Source organism: Streptomyces sp. NPDC060028, assembly GCF_042736725.1.
Taxonomy (GTDB): Bacteria; Actinomycetota; Actinomycetes; order Streptomycetales; family Streptomycetaceae; genus Streptomyces.
In genome coordinates this window covers 80,560-102,429 of sequence record NZ_JBHWVJ010000006.1, presented here as the reverse complement: position 1 = coordinate 102,429, position 21,870 = coordinate 80,560, and the positions used below count along the sequence as shown (strand labels likewise).

Below are 21,870 nucleotides of genomic sequence, written 5' to 3'. Positions count from 1 at the left end.
GCAGCGGCCGGTGAGAAAACGGCGGGATCCGTGCGGGGACCGCTGGCGGCCCCGCACGGATCGCCATCAGGTCACTCCGGGCGGTTCGGGGACTTGCAGCAGTCGCTGCTGCTGCTCGTCAGGCTGACGGTCGCGGCGCTGCTCTGCGTGGTGCGGGGCTGCAGGTTCTGAAGCTTGAGGACGCTCATCCGGATCACCTCCTCGGTGGTCGAGTGTGCGGTGCTCGCAACTGGAGCTGGGGTCCGTGCCGGCCGATCGGCGAGCCCGAGTCAACGCGAGGCGCTGCACCCGCACATGGGGGTTCGACCCCCATAATTCCCGTGTGCCGCCCCCAGGGAAGGGGCGGACCGGGCGGGCGCGAATGGTGGTGGCCCAAGCCGCCGGGCCCTCTGGTGATCCGGGTACGACGAAGGCGCCCGCCCGGGGGAATCCCAGGTCAGGCGCCTCGTCGAGGGGTGGTGCGCGGACCGCTCCGCCCGCTGTGGATCAGCCGGTGAAGCCCGCCGTGATGGAGGTGAACTGCCAGTCGTTCTGCGCGATGCCGGAGCAGGACTCCTGCAGCCCGCCGCCGGCGCAGCCGCGGTCGCGGTTGACGGACCAGAAGGCCAGCCGGGCGATGTGGTGGGAGTTGGCCCAGTTGCGGATGTCGGTCCAGTTCTGGACGGTGGTGGTCTCCTGCGTGTCGCTGACGCCGTTCATGCCGGAGATGCCGATGTGGGCATAGGCGGTGGAGTCGTCCCAGCCGAAGGTGGACCTGAGCTTGGTCTTGAGGCCCTCGGTCGCGCTGACCGTACTGGCGTACATGTCGGTGGAGGCGTTCCCGAAGTCGAACGGCATGATCGTGAAGACGTCGATGTCGGCGCCCAGCGCCTTGGCCTGGTCGATCAGACGGTTGCCCCACGAGGTCGGGCCCGAGGTGGCGGTGCCGAAGGTGAGGATGGTCTTGAGGCCGGGGTTGTTCTGCTTGACGATCTTGAGTGCGCCGAGGATCCGGTCCTGGACCACGGCGTTCTCGAACTCGTCGGTGTTCTCGATGTCGACGTCGATGGCCTTGAGCCCGTAGGCGTTGATGACCTGCTGGTACGCCCCGGCCAGGGCCGCGGCACTGGTGCAGTTGGGGCCGAGCTTGTTGCCCGACCAGCCGCCGATGGACGGGACGATGTCGCCGCCCGCCGCCCGGACCGCGTTGATGGTGCTCTGGTCAGCGCCGCCGGTCAGCGGGCGCTGGCCGTCCCAGGCCGCGTTGCATCCGCCGGAGGAGAGGATGAAGGCCATGGTGAACCACTTCGCCCCGGTGGCGTTCATGACCGTGGTCGCGCTGGGCGGGTTGCCCCAGCCGAGGTAGAGGTAGGGCGCGGCCTGCTTGAAGCCGGTCGGCGTGGTCCCGCTGCCGGTGGTGACGCTGACGGCGTTGGAGGCCGCCGAGGTGTTGCCCGCCAGGTCACGGGCGCGTACGGAGAAGGTGTAGGCAGTGCCCGCGTTGAGGCCGGCGACGGTCGCGCCGGTCGTGGTGGACGTGGCCACCTTGTCGGCGCCCTGGTAGACGTCGTAGCCGGTGACTCCGACGTTGTCGGTGGAGGCCGTCCAGGCGAGCGAGACGCTGGAGGAGGTCTTGCCGGTGGAGGTGAGGCTGCCCGGCGTGCTCGGAGCGACGGTGTCCGCGCCGCCGCCGGGGCCCTCCAGGGTCACGTCGTCGGCGTAGTACGTGCCCTGCCCGTACCAGCCGTTGAGGTAGACCTCGGCGCTGGTCTGGGAGGCGCCGGTGGTGAAGGAGACGGTGAGCTTCGTGTAGGCGGTGGCGGAGGGGGTCCAGGTGGACGCGCCGCCGGTGACGCCGAGGTAGACGTAGCTGCCGCGGACCCAGGCCGACAGCGTGTACGCGGTGTTGGGCTGGACGGCGACGGTCTGGGTGCACTTGGCGTTGTCGGACGCGCTGGCAGCCCCGGCCAGCGCCTTGGCGCCGCCGTGCACGGGCGAACTCACGACGGAGCCCAGGCCCCCGCCACAGGACCAGCCGGCCGGCGTACCGGCCTCGAAGCCGCCGTTGGTGAGGAGGTTGGCGCCGAACGCCGAGCCGGGGGCGCTCAGCACCGCGGCCGCGCTGAGCAGGGTGGCGCCGAGCCCGTAGGCCAGGCGAGTACGGGTACGCAAGAAATGCCTCCGTGGGGGGAAGAGGGGGAGCGGCGCGAAACGGCCGCCGACCGCCGGGAGGGCGTGGGGAGAGCGTGGGGAGGCGGTCACGGCCGGTGGGGGGCGGCCGGTGCTGATCGCCTCGTGGCTGGGAACCTAATCCTCCGCATAGCCCGCCGTCAACAGGTCTGGACCAACTTGACCCGATCACCTCCCCCCTGAAGGCCGCCAAGGGGGGAGGTGCTCAACTACGGGGCCCCGCACGGCCGTTGCCTAACCGTGCGTCCCTCCCTTCCTGGCCGAGACGGTGACGTGGTCGACCCGCATCGGATGGCCCGGGTCGGTGGTCGGGCCCGCCGTCGCGCCGTCGGCCAGCGGGAGTTTGCCGCCGACGGCCACGTTCAGGATGAGGAACAGCCCGTGGTCCACCGCCCGCTTCCAGGTCCCGGCGTCCATCCGGTCGGCCGCCACCCGGTGGTACACGCGGCCGTCCAGGTACCAGCGCACCTCTTGCGCGCCGGGGGAGAGGTCGACCTCCACCGCGTACGAGTGGAACCCCGTACGGCACCCGGAGCACGGCTGCGGACCGGAGGTCAGGCCCACGGGCTCCCCGCACGGGCCGCCTTCGAGGACGCCGCAGTGCATGGAGCCGAAGACGGTGTCCCGCCCGTTCACGGACTCCATGACGTCGAGCTCCCCGACGCCCGGCCAGCCCGTGTACCCGTCGCGCAGCGGCGCCCCCAGGGTCCAGAACGCAGGCCAGTAGCCCGCCGCCCGCGCCCCGGTCACGTCCGGCAGGGCGATCGACGCCTCGATCCGCAGGATCCCGCCGGGCGGCGGCGCGAAGTCCGAGCGCCTGGTCTCGATGCGCCCCGAACTCCACTCGCCGTCCTTCAGGGTGGGCACGATCTCCAGCGCGCCCTTCCCGTCGAGGCGGACGTTTTCGGTCCGGTCGGTCATGGTCTCGATCTCCCCGGTGCCCCACTGCGCGGCGGGGCAGCCCGGGTAGCAGGTGCCGGTGTCGTGGATCCAGTTCACGGCGGACGGCCCGCTGCCCGCCGGGCCGTCGAAGTCGTCCCGCAGCAAGCGGACCCACCCGTCCGTCCCGGGAGCCCCGGATCCGTCAGCGGCGGGCAGCGCGCCGGACTCCGCGAGCAGCCGCTCCAGCCGCGAGGTCAGCACGACGGCCGCCACGTTGGTCAGGTGGGCGTCGTCCCGGTACAACAGGATCCGGTCCAGCACGGCCGGGCAGGTCGGGCCGCTGCCCGGGCACAGGACCGGGTTCACGCTGATGCTCCGTACGCCGGGCAGCGCGCCGGACGCGATCCGCCGCGCCAGCGGATCGGGCTGCTGGGCGTCCTCACGGCTGAAGGCGCAGGCGCCGGGGGACTCGGGCGCGCCGGAGACGCACGCGGGAATGTCCCTACCGGGTACCGGGGTGTCCTCGATGTAGACGATCGGCGCCCCGAGCTCCCGCAGCGGCGCCAGCGTCTTCTCCCAGCCCGCCTCCAGCAGTCCGGGGTCGCTGGTGTAGCGGTTGAGCGAGGAGATCACGATGAGGCGGGGCCTGGGCTGCCGGCGCAGCCGGTCCAGGGTGTCCGCCCGCCAGGTGTCGCACTCCCGGTAGGCGCGGCCGAGCTGGGGGCTGTCCACCGCCAGCTGCGGCAGCGGGCAGCCCTGCTTGACCAATTCCTGGAGCGCCCAGCCCCGTTGGGAGGCCAGTGCCAGCATCGGGGAGAACCACTGCCCGGCGTGCGAATCGCCGAGCAGCACGATCCGGTCCGGACTGGCCACCGCACCGAACAGGCAGTCCGGACTGTGCGTCACGGCCGGGGCGACCTCGCAGGGCCCGTCCGGCGGGAAGTCCCCCCGCGCCTGCGCCGGACCCGGCACCACCGGGCCGTCCGCGAGCGGTGCGCCCGGGGTCCGGGCGAGGAGGGAGGGACCGGAGGCGGCGCCCGGCGGCAGGCCGTTCAGCTCGACCGGAGCGACCGGGCCCAGCAGTTGCAGCGTGGTGGTGCCCACCACCAGGGCGAGCACGACCGGCAGCACGATGGCCGTCACACCCACCGACAGACCGCGCCGGGGGAGTTCGCGGACCGTACGGCTGCGCCGCAGCGGCCGCTCGACCCAGCGCATGGCGGCCAGGGCGGGCAGTACCGCCGCCGACGTCAGCGCGGTCTTCGCCGGCCAGCCGAGCGTCCCGAACCGGGCCTCGGCGAGGACGAGTACCGGCCAGTGCCACAGGTACAGGTTGTAGGAGAGCCGCCCGAGCGCGCGAGGCGCCCGCCCCGCCAGCAGCCGCCCGACCCCGTACGCGCCGATCGCACCGCGCTCGCCCCGGCCGGGTATCGCGGCGAGGATGACCGCCGCGGTCCCCAGGGTCGGTACGAGCGCCGCGACACCGGGGTACGGGGTCGAGGCGTCGTACGCCACGACGCACCAGCCGATCGCCGCGGTCCCGGCCCAGCCGCACAGCAGCCGCAGCGGCCTGGGCCCGCGCATCAGGTGCCAGGGCAGCAGGGCCAGCAGCGCCCCGACGCCGAACTGCCAGACGCGCGAAGGGGTTGCGAGGTACGCGAGCGATACGGAGCGGTCGGTCCAGTCCAGGGACAGTGCGAACGAGACGAGGGTCAGCAGGACGGTGACGAGCGCCACGGCGGAGCGTACGGCCCGGCCCCGGCGGACTGCCCGGGCCGCGCAGAGCACGATCACCGCCAGCAGCGGGGCCCAGAGGAGATAGAACTGCTCCTCGACGGCCAGGGACCAGAAGTGCAGCAGCGGGCTCTGGTCGTGCCCGGCGGCGAGGTAGTCGGTCTGCTGCGAGACGAAGCGCCAGTTCGCGACGGACAGCGCCGCCGCGACGACGTCGTGCTCCAGGTCGGCGCGGCGCAGCGGTACGGTCAGCCAGGCCCCGGCCAGCGCCACCGCGGCGAGCACCACGGCGGCGGAGGGCAGCAGCCGGCGGGCCCGCCGTGAGAAGAAGTCCCCGAGCCGGATCCGCCCGGTGGTGATCGCCTCCCGGACCAGCAGACCGGTGATCAGGTAGCCGGAGATGACGAAGAAGACGTCCACGCCGACGAAGCCGCCCGCCATCCCCGGAATCCCGGCGTGGAAGGCGAGGACCGCGAGGACGGCCACCGCGCGCAGGCCCTCGATGTCGGGCCGGAAGGCGGAGCGGTGCGGGCTGGGCCCGGATTCGCCGCCGGAGCGGGATCCGGACGCCGGTTCGCAGGGGTGGCGCAGGCCGGGTGCCACGAGGAACGACACGGTGTGGACGCCTTTCAACTCAGCCAGGGAAGCATCGGGTTGACCCACCCGGACGCCAGCAGGCCGGTGAGCAGGAGGACCGCCGAAGCGGCGATGGTCTCGGGCCAGCGACGGGGCAGCATCCCGGTACGGGGGCTCCGGTGGGGCCGTACGCGGGTGCGCAGCTCGGCCGTCAGGTCCCGGATCAGCGGAACGTTGATCTGGCACTGCACCAGGAGGTAGAGCAGCAGCCCCCAGTTGGGCTCCCAGCCGTTGCGGGCCACGGCCAGCGCCAGGCCCGCGGCGGCCGCGCCGTTGGAGAGGACGAGCCAGACCAGCGAGACGGCCACCACCCGGCGGGCCATCCCGCCCGGCGCCGCCGCACCCCGGGCGCCGGTGGGCACCCAGGTGGCGCTGCGGCCCCGCAGCGTGTGCAGGAACGCGGTCGCGGCGGCCACGCTGGTCAGGACGTTCGCCCGGATCACCTCCACCCGCCAGCGCGTCCGGCTGACCCGGGGCAGCAGCACGTGCCAGAGCCACAGCGGGGCGAGCAGCGGCAGCACGTGCCAGGGCCGGATGTGATCCGGGTACCAGAACATCATCACCAGCGGGGGCAGCGGCGCCGTGAAGGTGTTCACCGCCGTGGCCAGGTACCCGACGATGCCCTCGTAGAAGCAGAGCCGCATCCGCCAGGGCGCGCGCATCCGCCGCAGCACGGGGGCGGAGAGCAGGTGGAGGTTGCCCATCGCCCAGCGGTACTGCTGGTTGACGAAGGAGGTGAGCTGGTCGGGCGAGGTGCCCTTGGCGACCAGCACCGGTACGTACAGGGTGCGAAATCCCCGCTCGTGCAGCGCGAGTCCGGTGAAGAGGTCCTCGCTGTGGTCGAGCCGGGCGAAACCGCCGGCCAGGTCGATCGCGGCGCGCCGGTAGACGGCGTTGCTGCCGCAGCAGATGGCGGCGTCGCTCGCGTCGCGCGACGGCTGGATCCAGCGGAAGAACCACTCCTGGGCGGAGCCGGCCGCCCGTTGGATCCAGTCCATCGTCTCGTCGGTGTCGAAGCACTGCGGGCTCTGCACGATGCCGACGGCGGGATCGGCCAGGTACGGGACGAGGTGGCGCAGGAAGTCCGGCCGGGGCGCGAAGTCCGCGTCCAGGATCGCGATGAACTCGGCGTCGCTCAGGGTGAGCGCGTGGTTGAGGTTGCCGGCCTTCTTCAGGTGCCCCCGGTCGGGGCGTACGACGTACTCGTGGCCGTACGAGGCCGCCAGCGCGGCGACCTCGGGCCGGTCGGCGTCGTCCAGGACCCAGACGGTGAGCGCGCCGGGCCAGTCGACGGCCGCGACCGCGCGGTAGGCGTTGGCCAGCACGGGCAGCGGTTCCCCGCAGGTCGGCAGGTACAGGTCCACGCCGGGCAGTTCGGCGGGCCGCCAGGCGTGCACGAGCACCTCGTGCGACTGCCGGGTCAGTCGGCGCTGGCGCAGGCTGTTGACCGAGGAGAGCGCGAGGGCCACGACGTTGAGCCCGAGGACGGCGAGGAAGGCCCACAGGGCCGGGGTGCGCAGCGCGAAGGTGAACATGGTCGCCGCCGTGAACACGAAGGCGAGCGAGGTGCTGACCAGGACCCAGCGGCGTTGCGGCCCGAAGTACCAGTAGAGCTCTTCGTCGGATGGAGGTTGCGGAAGATGATGAACGGTCATAAAGCCCCCCACGGCTGTGTATGCGCCTGTTTCAGATGACCCACCCTAATGCCAAAGGTGTAGACCATTGCCCCGGGAGCGGTGCAACGGGCGCAATGACATGCGGGGTTGGCGAGATTGAAATGGTCCAGACCTCTGTAGTGGCCTTCATTTGACCGACCGCGCCCCACCGGTCCGGGAAGGTGCAAGCCACACGCGGGTGAACAGTCCGGGAAGACCGCGTCATGGAGGGGCGCAAGGGCGCCCTAATACCGCTCCTTCCGGCCACGCGCAAGACGTCTACGAGAAGTTCCCTGATGACGCACTAGACTGGCGGGTTGTTTGGCGCTGGACCGGAACAACCTGGGCAGACCCGGGCTCCGCCCGCCGACCCGGACGGTTCCGGGAACGAGACGCGAGGGCCGATGGCAGCCACACCTGAGCGCGGGGACCCCGGCCTGCTCGAAGCCGAGGACGTGCCCGGGGAACCCCGGGAATCCGCGGCATCCCGGGAATCCGCGGCATCCCGGGAATCCGCGGCATCCCGGGAATCCGCGACATCCGGGGAATCCGGGAAATCCGCCCGGTTCACCGCCGGACCCGCCGCCCCCGCCCGCACCCTCGTCGACGTCTTCGAGGCCTCCGTACGGGCGTACCCCGACGAGCCCGCCCTCGACGACGGCACCGTCCAACTGACCTACCGGGCGCTGGCCGCCGAGGTCGAGCGCCGAAGGCGGGCCCTGGCAGCCGCCGGGGTGGGGCTCGGCGACCGGGTCGGCGTCCGCGTGCCGTCCGGGACCAACGAGCTGTACGCGGGCATCCTCGCCGTCCTCGCCGCGGGCGCCGCCTACGTGCCCGTCGACGCAGAGGACCCCGACGAGCGGGCGGAGCTGGTCTTCGACGAGGCCGGGGTACGGGCGGTGCTGGGCGCCGGAGCGCGCATCGACGCCACCGGCCTCGCGGACACCCCCGAATCCGCCGCGCGGCCCGGCCCCGGGGACGACGCCTGGATCATCTTCACCTCCGGCTCCACCGGCAAACCCAAGGGCGTCGCCGTCAGCCACCGCAGCGCCGCCGCCTTCGTGGACGCGGAGGCCGCCCTGTTCCTCGCCGACGAGCCGATCGGACCCGGCGACCGGGTCATGGCCGGACTGTCCGTCGCCTTCGACGCCTCCTGCGAGGAGATGTGGCTGGCCTGGCGCCACGGCGCCTGCCTCGTGCCCGTCCCCCGCTCCCAGGTGCGCGCCGGCGCCGACCTCGGCCCCTGGCTGGTGGAACAGGAGATCACCGTCGTCTCCACGGTGCCGACCCTGGCCGCACTCTGGGAGCCCGAGGCGCTGGGCGAGGTCCGGCTGCTGATCTTCGGCGGCGAGGCCTGCCCGCCCGAACTCACCCAGCGCCTGGTCACCGAGGGCCGCGAGGTCTGGAACACCTACGGCCCCACCGAGGCCACCGTCGTCGCCTGCGCCTCGCTCCTGACCGGCGAGGAACCGATCCGCATCGGCCTGCCGCTGAACGGCTGGGAACTGGCCGTGGTCGACGAGTCCGGCGAGCCGGTGCCCATGGGCGGCACCGGCCAGCTCGTGATCGGCGGAGTCGGCCTCGCCCGCTACCTCGACCCCGCGAAGGACGCCGAGAAGTACGCCCCGCTGGAATCCCTCGGCTGGGAGCGCGCCTACCGCAGCGGCGACCTCGTGCGCGCCGAGCCGGAAGGACTGGTCTTCCTCGGCCGCGGCGACGAGCAGATCAAGCTCGGCGGCCGCCGCATCGAGCTGGGCGAGGTCGACGCCGCGCTGCAGGCCCTGCCCGGCGTCGCCGGCGCGGCCGCCGCCGTACGCACCGCCCGCAGCGGCAACCAGCTGCTCGTCGGCTACCTCGTCACCCAGGAGGGCTGGGACCGCGCGGCCGCCGTGGAGCGGCTGCGCGCCGAGCTGCCCGCGGCCCTCGTCCCGCTCCTCGCGACCGTCGACGAGCTGGCGACCCGCACCTCCGGCAAGGTCGACCGGGACGCGCTGCCCTGGCCGCTGCCCGAAGCGCAGGGCACCGGCCCCGTCGAGCAGTTGTACGGCACCGAGGCCTGGCTCGCCGAGCAGTGGAGCGAGACCCTCGGGGTGGCCGTCACCGGCGCCGCCGACGACTTCTTCGCGATCGGCGGCAACAGCCTCGCCGCCGCCCGGCTCACCACCCGGCTGCGCACCCGCTACCCGAGCGCGGCCGTCCTCGACATCTACCAGCAGCCCACCCTGCGCAAGCTGGCCCGCCGGCTGGAGAAGTCCGCCCAGGACGACGGCGCGACGCGGACCATCGCGCCGGTCCCGCTGCGGACCAAGGTGATCCAGTCGCTCCTGCTGCTCCCGCTGTTCACCCTGGTCGGCCTGCGCTGGACGGTGGCCCTGCTGGCCCTGGGCAACGTACTGCACCGGTTCGGGGCGTACCCGTGGGCGCCGGCCGCCTCGTGGTGGCTCGTCGCCGCCGGCGCGGTGCTGCTCTACAGCCCCCCGGGCCGCCTCGCCATCGCGGCCACCGGCGCGCGTCTGCTGCTGCGCGGGGTCAAGGCCGGACGCCACCCGCGCGGCGGAAGCGTGCACCTGAGGCTGTGGACGGCCGAGCGGCTGGCCGAGTACGTCGGCGCGACCTCGCTCACCGGCTCCTGGCTGGAGCGCTACGCCCGGGCCCTCGGCGCCAAGGTCGCCCCCGAGGTGGACCTGCACTCGCTGCCCCCCGTCACCGGCATGCTCAAGCTCGGCCGCGGCTGCGCCGTGGAGTCCGAGGTCGACCTCTCCGGGCACTGGCTCGACGGTGACCGCCTCGAGATCGGCCCGGTCAAGGTCGGCGCGGGCGCGGTGGTCGGCACCCGCAGCGTGCTCTTCCCCGGCGCCCGGGTCGGCAAGCGCGCCGAGGTGGCCCCCGGCTCCGCCGTGGTCGGACAGGTCCCGACCGGCCAGCGCTGGGCCGGGGCGCCCGCCGTCAAGCTCGGCAAGGCCAAGCACAACTGGCCGGGGGAGCGCCCGCCGCGCGCCGTCCACTGGCGCGCCATGTACGGGGCGACCGGCTTCTGCCTCACGGCCCTGCCCGTGCTCGCGACCCTGCCCGCCCTGCTCGTGGTGAGCCGCTTCGTGCCCGCCGACGCCGCCTTCGCCCAGGCCCTGCGGGGAGCGCTGCTCGCCGTGGTGCCCGGCGCGCTCGCCTTCGGGTTCGCGTACGCGCTGCTCCTGCTGGTCTCCGTACGTCTGCTCAGCCTGGGGCTGCGTACGGGAGTCCACCCCACGCACAGCCGGATCGGATGGCAGGCCTGGACGGTCACCCAGCTGATGGACCTCTCGCGGGAAACGCTCTTCCCCCTCTACGCCGGGCTGATCACTCCGGTGTGGCTGCGGCTGCTCGGCATGAAGATCGGCCGGGGCGCGGAGGTCTCCACCGTCCTCGCGCTGCCGAGCCTCACCACCGTCGGCGAAGGCGCGTTCCTCGCCGACGACACCCTGACCGCCCCCTGCGAACTGGGCGGCGGCTGGGTGCGGATCGGGCACTCCGAGATCGGCCGCCGTGCCTTCCTCGGCAACTCCGGGATGACCGCGCCGGGCCGCGCCGTGCCCGACGACGGGCTGGTCGGCGTACTGTCCGCCACTCCGAAGAAGGCCAAGAAGGGCAGCTCCTACCTCGGCCTGCCGCCGGTCCGGCTGCCGCGGTCCGCCGCGACCGCCGACCGGAGCCGGACCTACGACCCGCCCGCGCGACTGCTGTGGGCGCGCGGCCTGGTGGAGCTGTGCCGGCTCGTTCCGGTCTGCTGCTCGGCCGCGCTGGCCGTACTGACCGTGGCGGCGCTCTGCGCGCTGAGCACGGCGAGCGGTCTGGGGATCGGGGGAACCGCGCTGCTGTCCGGAGCGGTCCTGCTCGCCGCAGGTGTGGCCGCGTGCGCGGTCAGCGTGGCCGCGAAGTGGCTCCTGGTGGGCCGCCACCGGGCGGGGGAGCACCCGCTGTGGAGCGCCTTCGTATGGCGCAACGAGCTCGCCGACACCTTCGTCGAGGTGCTGGCCGTGCCGTGGCTGGCCGGATCCGTGCCCGGCACGCCGCTGCTGGCGCTGTGGCTGCGCGGGCTCGGCGCCCGGATCGGCCGGGGCGTGTGGTGCGAGAGCTACTGGCTGCCCGAGACGGACCTGGTCTCACTGGGCGACGCGGTCAGCGTGAACCGCGGCTGTGTATTGCAGACACACCTCTTCCACGACCGGATCTTGAGGACGGATACTGTGGTCCTCCGTGAGGGCGCCACCCTGGGCCCGGGCGGAATCGTCCTGCCCGGGAGCACGATCGGGGCCCGCAGCACCCTGGGTCCCGCCTCGCTCGTGATGGCCGGGGAATCCGTCCCCGCCGACACCCGGTGGCTGGGCAATCCGATCGAGGCGTGGCGGCCCTGACAGGGCCAGAACGGAAACGGAAGCGGCAGTGAACGGCCAGCAGACAGCGGTATCGGACCCGTACTTTCCGGCCAACGGCGACCCCCGTTACCGCGTGCACCGTTACGAACTCGCTCTGGAATACCGGCCCGGCCCCAACCGGCTGGCCGGGACGGCCCGGCTCAGCGCGATCGCCGGGCGGGCACCGCTCGCCGAGTTCCACCTCAACCTGGCCGAGTTCAAAACGGGCCGGGTCCTGGTGAACGGCCGGGCGCCGCACCACACCCACCGGGGCGGCAAGCTGCGTATCCGGCCGGCCAAGCCACTGCCCGCCGGCGCCGCCTTCACCGTGGAGGTGCACTGGGCGGGCAACCCCAAACCGGTGCGCAGCCCCTGGGGCGGCCTCGGCTGGGAGGAGCTGACCGACGGCGCGCTGGTGGCCAGCCAGCCCGTCGGCGCGCCCTCCTGGTACCCGTGCAACGACCGGCCCGCCGACAAGGCCTCGTACCACATCTCGGTCAACACCCCTTCCGCCTATACGGTGGTGGCCGGCGGCCGGCTGCTCACCAGGACGACGAAGGCCAGCACGACCACCTGGGTGTACGAGCAGTCCGCGCCGACCTCCAGCTACCTGGTCGGGCTGTCCATCGGCATGTACCAGACGGTGCTGCTCGGCGACCCGGGGCTGGGCGGCGTACCGCAGAGCGCCCACGTGCCGGCGCACCTGCTGGCGAGGTTCTCCCGCGACTTCGCCCGGCAGCCCGCCATGATGCGGCTGTTCGAGGAACTGTTCGGGCCCTACCCCTTCGGCGAGTACGCCGTGGTCGTCGCCGACGAGGAACTCGACGTCCCGGTCGAAGCCCAGGGCCTCTCGCTGTTCGGCGCCAACCACGTGGACGGCGTACGCGGTTCGGAGCGGCTCATCGCCCACGAGCTGGCGCACCAGTGGTTCGGCAACAGCGTGACCATCGCCGACTGGCGGCACATCTGGCTGAACGAGGGCTTCGCGAAGTACGCGGAATGGCTCTGGTCGGAGCGCTCCGGCGGCCGCACCGCGCACGAGCTGGCCGCCGCCGCACACCGGCTGCTGGCCTCGCAGCCGCAGGATCTCCGGCTGGTCGACCCGGGCCGCAAGCTGATGTTCGACGACCGCCTGTACCAGCGCGGGGGGCTCGCCGTGCACGCGATCCGCCGCGCCCTGGGTGACGGGGCGTTCTTCCGGATGCTGCGGGAGTGGGCCGTCGTGTACCGCCACGGCGTGGTGAGCACCGCATCCTTCACCGCGCACGTGGCCGGCTACACGGCCGAGCCGCTGGACGACCTGTTCTCGGCCTGGCTGTACGAGCCGTCCCTGCCGCCGCTGCCGTGACGTCCGGGCCGGCCGGTTCGGGCCGGCCCGGACGTCGTGATCAGACGAGGTCGAACCGGTCGAGGTTCATCACCTTGTCCCACGCGGCGACGAAGTCCTTCACGAACTTCTCCTTCGCGTCGTCGCTCGCGTAGACCTCCGCGAGCGCGCGCAGCTCCGAGTTCGACCCGAAGACGAGGTCGGCCCTGGTGCCGGTCCACTTGACCCGGCCCGTGGCCCCGTCGCGGGCCTCGAAGGTGTTCGCGTCCTCGGAGGTCGCCGTCCACGTCGTGCCCAGGTCGAGCAGGTTGACGAAGAAGTCGTTGGTCAGCGACCCGGGGGTCTTGGTGAGGACACCGAGCGGGGTCTGCTGGTGGTTCGCGCCCAGGACGCGCAGGCCACCGACGAGGACCGTCAGCTCGGGGGCACTCAGGTTCAGCAGGTTCGCCTTGTCGATCAGCAGGTACTCGGCCGGCAGGCGGCTGCCCTTGCCGAGGTGGTTGCGGAAACCGTCGGCGGCCGGCTCGAGCGCGGCGAAGGACTCCACGTCGGTCTGCTCCTGCGTGGCGTCCACACGGCCCGGCGTGAAGGGGACCTCGACGTCGAAACCGGCGTCCTTGGCGGCCTGCTCGACGGCGGCGGCGCCCGCGAGCACGATCAGGTCGGCGATCGAGACCCGCTTGCCGCCGCTCTGGGCGGAGTTGAAGGACTCCTGGATCTCCGTCAGGGTGCGCAGGACCGTCGCCAGTCGGTCGGGGTCGTTGACCTCCCATCCGCTCTGCGGCTGGAGGCGGATGCGCGCACCGTTGGCGCCGCCGCGCTTGTCGCTGCCGCGGAAGGACGAGGCCGAGGCCCACGCGGTGGAGACGAGCTGGGACACCGACAGGTCCGAGGCGAGGATTCGCTCCTTGAGGGAGACGATGTCGTCGCGGCCGACGAGCTCGTGGGTCACCGCCGGCAGGGGGTCCTGCCACAGCAGTTCTTCGGCCGGTACCTCCGGACCGAGGTAGCGCACGACCGGACCCATGTCGCGGTGGGTCAGCTTGAACCAGGCCCGGGCGAAGGCGTCGGCGAACTCGGCGGGGTTCTCCAGGAAGCGCCGGGATATCCGCTCGTACGCCGGGTCGAACCGGAGCGAGAGGTCGGTCGTCAGCATCGTCGGGGCGTGGCTCTTGGACGGGTCGTGCGCGTCGGGCACGGTGTCCGCCCCGGCGCCCTCCTTCGGCCGCCACTGGTGGGCTCCGGCGGGGCTCTTGAACAGCTCCCACTCGTAGCCGAACAGGATCTCGAAGAAGGTGTTGTCCCAGGTGATCGGGGTGTTCGTCCAGATGCCCTCGAGACCGCTGGTGATCGCGTCGCCACCCTTGCCGGTACCGAAGGAGTTGCTCCAGCCGAAGCCCTGCGCCTCGATCGGGGCGGCTTCGGGGTCGGGGCCGACGCTGTCCGCCGGGCCCGCGCCGTGGGTCTTGCCGAAGGTGTGGCCGCCCGCGATCAGGGCGACCGTCTCCTCGTCGTTCATCGCCATCCGGCGGAACGTCTCGCGGATGTCGCGCGCCGCGGCGAGCGGGTCCGGGTTGCCGTTCGGGCCCTCCGGGTTGACGTAGATGAGGCCCATCTGGACCGCGCCGAGGGGGCTCTCCAGCTCCCGGTCGCCGGTGTAGCGCTCGTCGCCGAGCCAGGTGGTCTCGGGACCCCAGTACACGTCCTCGTCGGGCTCCCAGACGTCGGCGCGACCGCCGCCGAAGCCGAAGGTGTCGAAGCCCATCGACTCCAGGGCGACGTTGCCGGCGAGGATCATGAGGTCGGCCCACGAGAGGCTCTTGCCGTACTTCTTCTTCACCGGCCACAGCAGGCGGCGGGCCTTGTCGAGATTGCCGTTGTCCGGCCAGCTGTTGAGGGGGGCGAAGCGCTGCTGGCCGGCCCCGGCGCCGCCGCGGCCGTCGCTGATGCGGTAGGTGCCCGCGCTGTGCCAGGCCATCCGGATCATGAAGGGGCCGTAGTGGCCGAAGTCGGCGGGCCACCAGTCCTGCGAGGTGGTCAGCACCTGCGCGATGTCCTGCTTCACGGCCGGGAGGTCGAGGGTCTTGAACGCTGCGGCGTAGTCGAACTCCTCACCGAGGGGATTGGCCACGGCGGGGTTCTTGGCGAGGATCTTCAGATTGAGCCGCTCCGGCCACCACTGGCGGTTTCCGCCGCCCTGGGTCGGGTGGGGGGCGCGTTCGTGTGCGACGGGGCAGCCTCCACCCTCCGTCTTGGCGTCTACGACGATTGCGTCATGGTTCTCAGACATGGCATCTTCCTGTCCCTTGGCCCATCAACGGACCCGATCCTACGATGGACCAAATCCAAGTCAAGAAGTCCACCAAGCCCATAGCCCATCGAATTTCGGACGCACTCGATGAACTTCGGGCAATCCCGACGAACCGGAAACAGGTGAGCCGACATGAGTGACCTGCTGGAGCGGCTGCGCGGGCGCGGCTGGCGGATGACGTCCCAGCGACGAGTCGTCGCGGAAGTCCTCGACGGCGACCACGTGCACCTCACCGCCGACGAGGTGCACGCCCGTGCGGTTCAGCTGCTGCCCGAGATCTCCCGCGCGACCGTTTACAACGCCCTGGGCGAGCTGGTCTCCCTCGGTGAGGTCGTGGAGGTCTCCACGGACGGCCGCGCGAAGCGCTACGACCCCAACGCGCACCACCCGCACGAGCACCTCGTCTGCTCCGGCTGCGGCCTCATCCGCGACGTCCACCCGACCGGCGACCCGCTGGAGCGACTCCCGGAGCGGGAGCGGTTCGGCTTCACGGTGAACGACGCCCGGGTCACCTACCGGGGCCTGTGCCCGGCCTGCGCGCGGGAGACGCCCGCGCCAGGTCGCCGAGCCTGACGGCGAGCCGGTCCGCGGAACCGGCGCGGCCGAGCTCGACGAGGGGCGCTTGTCCACAGGTTCCGGCGGTCGGGTCCGGGGTGTCGGCAGGTGCCGTTACGCTTCGTGAATGGCCCTTTCCGACGCTTCCCCCGAGATCTCCGATGCTTTGCAGGTGCTGCACCGCGTCTTCGGTTACAGCTCTTTCCGCGGCGAGCAGCAGGAGATCATCGAGCAGGTCGTCGGCGGCGGTGATGCCCTCGTACTGATGCCGACCGGCGGCGGAAAGTCGCTCTGCTACCAGATCCCGGCCCTGGTCAGAGAAGGCACGGGCGTCGTGATCTCGCCGCTCATCGCGCTGATGCAGGACCAGGTGAACGCGCTCACCGCCCTCGGGGTGCGGGCCGGATTCCTCAACTCGACGCAGGACCCGTACGAGCGGCAGGCCGTCGAGCAGGCCTTCCTCGCCGACGAGCTGGACCTGCTCTACCTGGCTCCCGAGCGGCTGCGCACCGAGAGCGCGCAGCGTCTGCTCGACCGGGGCAAGGTGTCCCTCTTCGCGATCGACGAGGCGCACTGCGTCGCCCAGTGGGGTCACGACTTCCGGCCCGACTACCTCGCGCTGTCCATGCTGCACGAGCGCTGGCCGAAGGTGCCGCGGATCGCGCTGACCGCGACGGCCACCGAGGCCACCCACGCCGAGATCGTGGCGCGGCTCGGCCTGGAGGACGCCCGGCACTTCGTGGCCAGCTTCGACCGGCCCAACATCCAGTACCGCATCGTCGGGAAGAACAACCCGCTCAAGCAGCTGCTGGAGCTGATCCGGGCCGAGCACGACGGGGACGCCGGAGTCGTCTACTGCCTCTCGCGGTCCTCGGTGGAGAAGACCGCGGCCTTCCTGGTCGAGCAGGGCATCGATGCCGTGGCCTACCACGCCGGAATGGACGCCCGTACGCGTGCGGAGAACCAGGCGCGCTTCCTGCGGGAGGACGGGGTCGTGGTCGTGGCCACGATCGCCTTCGGCATGGGCATCGACAAGCCGGACGTCCGCTTCGTGGCCCACCTCGACCTGCCGAAGTCCGTCGAGGGCTACTACCAGGAGACCGGCCGTGCCGGCCGCGACGGCGAGCCGGCCACCGCGTGGCTGGCGTACGGCCTCCAGGACGTGGTCCAGCAGCGCAAGCTCATCGAGGGCTCCGAGGGCGACGACGCACGCCGCCGCTCCCTGGGCATGCACCTGGACGCCATGCTCGCGCTGTGCGAGACGGTCGGCTGCCGCCGGGAGCGGCTGCTGGAGTACTTCGGGCAGCTGGGCGGGCCGTGCGGCAACTGCGACACCTGCCTGACGCCGGCCGAGTCCTGGGACGGGACGGTCGCGGCGCAGAAACTGCTGTCCACGGTGTGGCGGCTGGCGAAGGAACGGCGCCAGAAGTTCGGCGCCGGCCAGATCATCGACATCCTGCAGGGCAAGAAGACGGCCAAGGTCATCCAGTTCGACCACGATGCGCTGTCGGTGTTCGGAGTCGGGTCGGAGCTGGGCACCGCGGAGTGGCGCGGGGTCGTGCGTCAGCTGCTGGCGCTGCGGCTGCTGGCGGTGGAGGGCGAGTACGGGACGCTCGTGCTGACGGAGGAGAGCGGCGAGGTACTGGGAGGCCGCCGCAGCGTCCCGATGCGCAAGGAGAAGGCGGCCGCCGGCCCGGCCCGCAAGGAGTCCCGGTCCGGGTCGCGCTCCGGGAAGGGCGCCCGCGTGCCGGTCGACCTGCCGGCCGCGGCCGAACCGGTCTTCCTGGCCCTGCGCGCCTGGCGGGCCGCGACGGCGCGCGAGCAGGGAGTACCGGCGTACGTCGTCTTCCACGACGCGACGCTGCGGGAGATCGCGACGCTGCTGCCCGCATCGGTGGAAGAGCTCGCCACCATCGGCGGGGTCGGCGAGGCCAAGCTCACCAAGTACGGCCAGGGCGTCCTCGAGACCCTGGCGCAGTGCGACGCCCCCGAGCCCGCCCCGGCTGGCCCGGCGCCCGGGTCGGTCGCGGCGCCCGTGTCGGTCGCGGCGCCCGAGGAGCCCGAGGCGCCGCACCCCGACGAGCCGCCCTTCGACCTCGACGAGATGGACCCGCCCTGGGACGACTGGCAGTAACGTCGGGGGCAGGTGAGCGGGAGGGGTACGCGATGGACGAGAAGTCGGCCGTGCGGATCGAGCGGGACGGGCCGGTGTTCACGGTGGTGCTCAGCCGGCCGGAGGTCCGCAACGCCGTCGACGGCCCGACCGCAGCCCAACTCGCCGAGGCCTTCCGCACGTTCGAGTCCGAGGACAGCGCCGCGGTCGCCGTGCTGTGGGGCGAGGGCGGGACGTTCTGCGCGGGCGCCGATCTCAAGGCCGTCGGTACCGGGCGCGGAAATCAGGTGCTCGCGCGGGGCGACGGCCCGATGGGGCCCACCCGGATGCGGCTGGGCAAGCCGGTCATCGCGGCGGTCGCGGGGCACGCGGTCGCAGGCGGCCTGGAGCTGGCCCTGTGGTGCGATCTGCGCGTCGCGGAGGAGGACGCGGTCTTCGGGGTGTTCTGCCGGCGTTGGGGCGTACCGCTCGTGGACGGCGGTACGGTGCGGCTGCCGCGGCTCATCGGGGAAAGCCGGGCCATGGACCTGATCCTCACCGGCCGGGCCGTCGCGGCGCCCGAGGCGTACGACATCGGGCTCGCCAACCGCCTGGTGCCGCCGGGCCAGGGCCGCCGCGCGGCGGAGGAACTGGCCCGCCAGATCGCCGGGTTCCCGCAGTTGTGCCTGCGCCACGACCGCCTCTCGGTCCTGGAACAGCACGGCCTGAGCGAGGCGGACGCGCTGGCCGCCGAGTACCGGCACGGCATGGTCCCGCTCGCGGCGGGCGAAACCCAGGCGGGCGCCGACCGCTTCGCCGCCGGCGCGGGACGGCACGGCTCGTTCGAGGCCTGAGCGGGGGGTGGCCGGGCGCGGCGAAGGCCTCGTACACGTTCCAGCGGATGGTGCAGGCGGGGCTGGGGCGAACCCGGCAGAACCTTCGCCATCGGCCTGGGCTGCCGCCTGTGCGAGCGCCTCGACTGCCCCCCGCGCGCGGTGCCCCCGCTCGGCCGGCCCCCGGCCGTCGACGAGAACTCGAGCACCTTCATCCCGTACCGGATCGCGGACGAAACCCGCCAGCGGACGCCTCCGCGCCCCGGTCGGCCGATGAGCGGCCGACCGCGGCGGGGACGGCGGGCTCAGGCGAGGTCGAACCGGTCGAGGTTCATCACCTTGTCCCATGCCGCCACGAAATCACGCACGAACTTCCCTCCCGCGTCCTTGGACGCGTAGACCTCCGAGACGGCTCGGAGCTGGGAGTGCGAACCGAAGACGAGGTCGACGGCGGTGGCGGTCCACTTGACCTCGCCCGTGGTGCGGTCCCGGCCTTCGAACACGTTCTCGGCCGAGGTCGACGCCTTCCACTCCGTACCCATGTCGAGCAGGTTGACGAAGAAGTCGTTGGTCAGCGTCTGCGGCCGGTCGGTGAAGACGCCGTGCCGGGACCGCTCGAAACCGGTGTCCAGGGCCCGCATGCCGCCGGTCAGAACCGTCATCTCGGGTGCGGTCAGCGTCAACAGGTTGGCGCGGTCCAGCAGGAGAGTCTCCGGCGACAACTTCTCGCCCGCCGGGAGGTAGTTGCGGAACCCGTCCGCCCTGGGTTCGAGTACGGCGAACGACTCCACGTCGGTCTGCTCCTGCGAGGCGTCCGTGCGCCCCGGGGCGAACGGGACCGTGATGTCGTGCCCGGCGGTCTTCGCGGCCTGCTCGACCGCCGCGCACCCGCCCAGGACGATCAGGTCGGCGAGCGAGATCCGGGTCCCGCCGGCCTGGGAGCCGTTGAAGTCCTGCCGGATCTGCTCGAGGCCGCGCAGCACCTCGGTCACCTCGGGCAGGTCGTTGACCTCCCAGTCCCTTTGGGGCGCGAGCCGGATCCGCGCCCCGTTGGCGCCGCCGCGCTTGTCGGTGCCGCGGAAGCTCGCCGCCGACGCCCACGCGGTGGTGACCAACTGGGAGACGGACAGTCCCGAGGCGAGGATCCTGCCCTTGAGGGCAGCGATGTCCTCGTCCCCGACCAGCTCGTGATCGACTTCGGGGACCGGGTCCTGCCACAGCTGCGGCTCGGCGATCCACGGGCCGAGGTAGCGCGAAAGGGGCCCCATGTCGCGGTGCAGCAGCTTGTACCAGGCCTTGCCGAACGCCTCCGCGAGCTGGTCCGGGTTCTCGTGGAAGCGCTTCGCCATCGGCGCGTAGATCGGATCCACCTTCAGCGCCAGGTCCGTCGTCAGCATCATGGGAGCGTGCCTCTTCGACGGGTCGTGAGCGTCCGGCACGGTGTCCTTCGCCGAGGGATCCGTGGGAGTCCACTGCTTCGCGCCCGCCGGGCTCGTCGTCAGCTCCCATTCGTGCCCGAGCAGGTTGTCCAGGTATCCGTTGTCCCACTTCGTCGGCTCGGAGGTCCAGGCGCCCTCGAGGCCACTGGTGAGCGCGTCGGCGCCCGCACCGGTGCCGTAGGTGTTCTTCCAGCCGATGGCCTGCTGCTCGACGGGGCAGGCCTCGGGTTCCGGGCCGATGTACTCGGGGCCGACCGCACCGTGGCACTTGCCGAATGTGTGGCCGCCGATGATGAGCGCGAGCGTCTCCTCGTCATTCATCGCCATACGCCCGAACGTCTCGCGAATGTCCCTGGCGGCGGCCACCGGATCCGGATTGCCGTTGGGCCCTTCCGGATTGACGTAGATCAGTCCCATCTGCACGGCACCGAAAGGACCGGAGAGTTCCCTGTCGCCGCTGTACCGCTCATCTCCGAGCCACGTGTCCTCGGGCCCCCAGAAGATTTCCTCGGGTTCCCAGACGTCCTCTCGCCCGAAGCCGAATCCGAATGTCTTGAACCCCATCGATTCCATGGCGCAGTTGCCGGCGAAGATCAGAAGGTCCGCCCAGGAGATTTTGGGGCCGTACTTCTGCTTGACGGGCCAGAGCAGACGGCGCGCCTTGTCGAGGCTCGCGTTGTCCGGCCAGCTGTTGAGGGGGGCGAAGCGCTGGGCGCCGGAGCCGCCGCCGCCCCGGCCGTCGGCGATCCGGTAGGTGCCCGCGGCGTGCCAGCTCATTCGGATGAACAGCGGCCCGTAATGGCCGTAGTCGGCGGGCCACCAGTCCTGCGACGCCGTCATCACCTCGAAGACGTCCCGCTTCAGCGCCTCGACGTCCAGGGTCGCGAACGCGTCGGCGTACCTGAAGGCCTCACCCATCGGATTGGACCGGGGCGAGTGCTGGTGGAGAACCTGAAGGTCCAGCTGATTCGGCCACCAGTCCCGGTTCGATCTGGGGCGAGTCGGCGCGGGGGTCGGGGAGGGGATTACCGGGTTCTCGCTTTCGCTGCCGGACACGTCCGTCCTTCTTTCTGTCGCGGTTTTCCGTCTGCTGGCCGGTATCTCTTGACGCCTGTGCTTTTCCTGGCCGAGCCCGTATGGTCGCGCACCGCGGACCGCACTGCCGCGAGAACACGCTGCGGGGGAACCGAAATGACTTGGTCGGCAGGAGGCCTGTTCGGATGCAGTCGACGCCGGGGGCGGGAATGGCGGCGCGCTGCCGGGTAGACGTCGGTCATGAACACACGAATCCTCGACACCACATCGTCCTGGTGGCTGAAATCGCTGGACCGTCTCGAGCGGGCGACCGTCGCGGACCCGGCCCTCCGGGCCCTCCAGCGCGCAATCCGCTCGTTTCCCCTGGGCGGGGCACGTGACGTGCTACGGGGCCGACCGCTGGGCCATCCCGTTCATCCCGTCCTGGTACAGGTGCCGATCGGCTGCTGGCTGTCGGCGGCCGCCCTCGATGTGGCCGTACCGGGAAGCCGGCGGGCGGCGACGACCCTCACGGCCGTCGGATTGGCGGGGGTGGCTCCGGCAGCGGTCGCCGGCTGGGTCGACTGGGCGGACCTGCCGCCCCGGGAGGCCCGGGTCGGCCTGGCCCACGCCCTCGCGAACGTGGCCGCGGTCGCCTGCTACACCGGGTCCTTGACGGCGCGGCTGCGCGGTCGCCCGGCGAAGGGTGTCCTGTGGTCCTGGGGCGGGCTCGCTGCGGTCGCCCTGAGCGGTGCGCTGGGCGGGCACGTGGCCTACCGGCGGGCCGTCGGAGCGGATCCCGCACCCTAGTGCTGTGGCCGGGAGGCCACCG

The 21,870-nt window shown here is 72.2% G+C and carries 12 protein-coding genes and 1 pseudogene; 7 read left to right on the top strand and 6 right to left on the bottom strand.

Annotation, left to right across the window (positions count from 1 at the left end; all coding sequences use genetic code 11):
- Positions 1-71: 71 nt before the first annotated feature.
- The 4 genes from ACFWBF_RS05350 to ACFWBF_RS05335 all read right to left on the bottom strand — a co-directional run bounded on the left by ACFWBF_RS05350 (position 72) and on the right by ACFWBF_RS05335 (position 7,076).
- Entirely contained in the window at positions 72-188 is a 117-nt protein-coding gene (locus tag ACFWBF_RS05350) for a class III lanthipeptide (RefSeq protein WP_385220408.1), read from the bottom strand.
- A gap of 298 nt (positions 189-486) precedes the next feature.
- The gene (locus ACFWBF_RS05345; protein ID WP_385595505.1) at positions 487-2,151 is read right to left on the bottom strand and encodes a carbohydrate binding domain-containing protein; all 1,665 of its coding nucleotides are present in this window, start codon (positions 2,149-2,151) and stop codon (positions 487-489) included.
- 252 nt (positions 2,152-2,403) lie between these two features.
- Positions 2,404-5,400, bottom strand: a complete 2,997-nt coding sequence (locus ACFWBF_RS05340; protein ID WP_385595502.1) for an acyltransferase family protein — start codon at positions 5,398-5,400, stop codon at positions 2,404-2,406.
- 14 nt (positions 5,401-5,414) lie between these two features.
- The gene (locus ACFWBF_RS05335) at positions 5,415-7,076 is read right to left on the bottom strand and encodes a glycosyltransferase (protein WP_385595499.1); all 1,662 of its coding nucleotides are present in this window, start codon (positions 7,074-7,076) and stop codon (positions 5,415-5,417) included.
- A 404-nt stretch (positions 7,077-7,480) separates the two neighbouring features.
- Here ACFWBF_RS05335 and ACFWBF_RS05330 point away from each other — a divergent pair, with 404 nt between their 5' ends.
- A complete protein-coding gene (locus ACFWBF_RS05330) occupies positions 7,481-11,467 on the top strand; it encodes a Pls/PosA family non-ribosomal peptide synthetase (RefSeq protein WP_385595497.1) in 3,987 nt (1,328 codons plus the stop codon).
- Between the two features lie 28 nt (positions 11,468-11,495).
- On the top strand, positions 11,496-12,815 hold the full coding sequence (locus ACFWBF_RS05325) for a M1 family metallopeptidase (RefSeq protein WP_385595494.1): 1,320 nt from the start codon (positions 11,496-11,498) through the stop codon (positions 12,813-12,815).
- Positions 12,816-12,855: 40 nt separating this feature from the next.
- On the opposite strand, the gene katG (ACFWBF_RS05320) is transcribed toward ACFWBF_RS05325, so the two are convergent.
- Positions 12,856-15,084, bottom strand: coding sequence for a catalase/peroxidase HPI (katG, locus tag ACFWBF_RS05320; protein WP_385595491.1), 2,229 nt, complete (start codon positions 15,082-15,084; stop codon positions 12,856-12,858).
- A 153-nt stretch (positions 15,085-15,237) separates the two neighbouring features.
- Here katG (ACFWBF_RS05320) and ACFWBF_RS05315 point away from each other — a divergent pair, with 153 nt between their 5' ends.
- The 4 genes and pseudogenes from ACFWBF_RS05315 to ACFWBF_RS05300 all read left to right on the top strand — a co-directional run.
- On the top strand, positions 15,238-15,678 hold the full coding sequence (locus ACFWBF_RS05315) for a Fur family transcriptional regulator (RefSeq protein ID WP_385595489.1): 441 nt from the start codon (positions 15,238-15,240) through the stop codon (positions 15,676-15,678).
- 109 nt (positions 15,679-15,787) lie between these two features.
- Positions 15,788-17,794: a DNA helicase RecQ gene (gene recQ / locus ACFWBF_RS05310; protein ID WP_385595486.1), complete on the top strand. Its 2,007-nt coding sequence runs from the start codon at positions 15,788-15,790 to the stop codon at positions 17,792-17,794.
- Positions 17,795-17,826: 32 nt separating this feature from the next.
- Positions 17,827-18,606, top strand: coding sequence for a crotonase/enoyl-CoA hydratase family protein (locus tag ACFWBF_RS05305; RefSeq protein ID WP_385595483.1), 780 nt, complete (start codon positions 17,827-17,829; stop codon positions 18,604-18,606).
- A gap of 54 nt (positions 18,607-18,660) precedes the next feature.
- Positions 18,661-18,984 (top strand): annotated as a pseudogene (locus ACFWBF_RS05300) (short-chain fatty acyl-CoA regulator family protein); the annotation flags it as partial.
- On the opposite strand, the gene katG (ACFWBF_RS05295) reads toward ACFWBF_RS05300, so the two are convergent.
- Positions 18,891-21,080 carry a catalase/peroxidase HPI gene (katG, locus tag ACFWBF_RS05295; RefSeq protein ID WP_385595479.1) on the bottom strand — a complete coding sequence of 730 codons (2,190 nt, stop codon included), beginning with the start codon at positions 21,078-21,080 and terminating at the stop codon, positions 18,891-18,893. The pseudogene ACFWBF_RS05300 and the gene katG (ACFWBF_RS05295) sit on opposite strands and share 94 nt — an antisense overlap.
- A gap of 219 nt (positions 21,081-21,299) precedes the next feature.
- On the opposite strand from katG (ACFWBF_RS05295), the gene ACFWBF_RS05290 reads away from it, so the two are divergent.
- Positions 21,300-21,848 (top strand): DUF2231 domain-containing protein, encoded by a 549-nt coding sequence (locus tag ACFWBF_RS05290; RefSeq protein WP_385595476.1) that lies wholly within the window; start codon positions 21,300-21,302, stop codon positions 21,846-21,848.
- Positions 21,849-21,870: the final 22 nt, after the last annotated feature.

What these genes read in the sequence shown, in the direction of transcription:
- ACFWBF_RS05350 (WP_385220408.1), bottom strand. Translation starts at nt 188, where the DNA reads ATGAGCGTCCTCAAGCTTCAGAACCTGCAGCCCCGCACCACGCAGAGC.
- ACFWBF_RS05335 (WP_385595499.1), bottom strand. Translation starts at nt 7,076, where the DNA reads ATGACCGTTCATCATCTTCCGCAACCTCCATCCGACGAAGAGCTCTAC.
- ACFWBF_RS05330 (WP_385595497.1), top strand. Translation starts at nt 7,481, where the DNA reads ATGGCAGCCACACCTGAGCGCGGGGACCCCGGCCTGCTCGAAGCCGAG.
- katG (WP_385595491.1), bottom strand. Translation starts at nt 15,084, where the DNA reads ATGTCTGAGAACCATGACGCAATCGTCGTAGACGCCAAGACGGAGGGT.
- ACFWBF_RS05315 (WP_385595489.1), top strand. Translation starts at nt 15,238, where the DNA reads ATGAGTGACCTGCTGGAGCGGCTGCGCGGGCGCGGCTGGCGGATGACG.
- recQ (WP_385595486.1), top strand. Translation starts at nt 15,788, where the DNA reads ATGGCCCTTTCCGACGCTTCCCCCGAGATCTCCGATGCTTTGCAGGTG.
- ACFWBF_RS05305 (WP_385595483.1), top strand. Translation starts at nt 17,827, where the DNA reads ATGGACGAGAAGTCGGCCGTGCGGATCGAGCGGGACGGGCCGGTGTTC.
- ACFWBF_RS05290 (WP_385595476.1), top strand. Translation starts at nt 21,300, where the DNA reads ATGAACACACGAATCCTCGACACCACATCGTCCTGGTGGCTGAAATCG.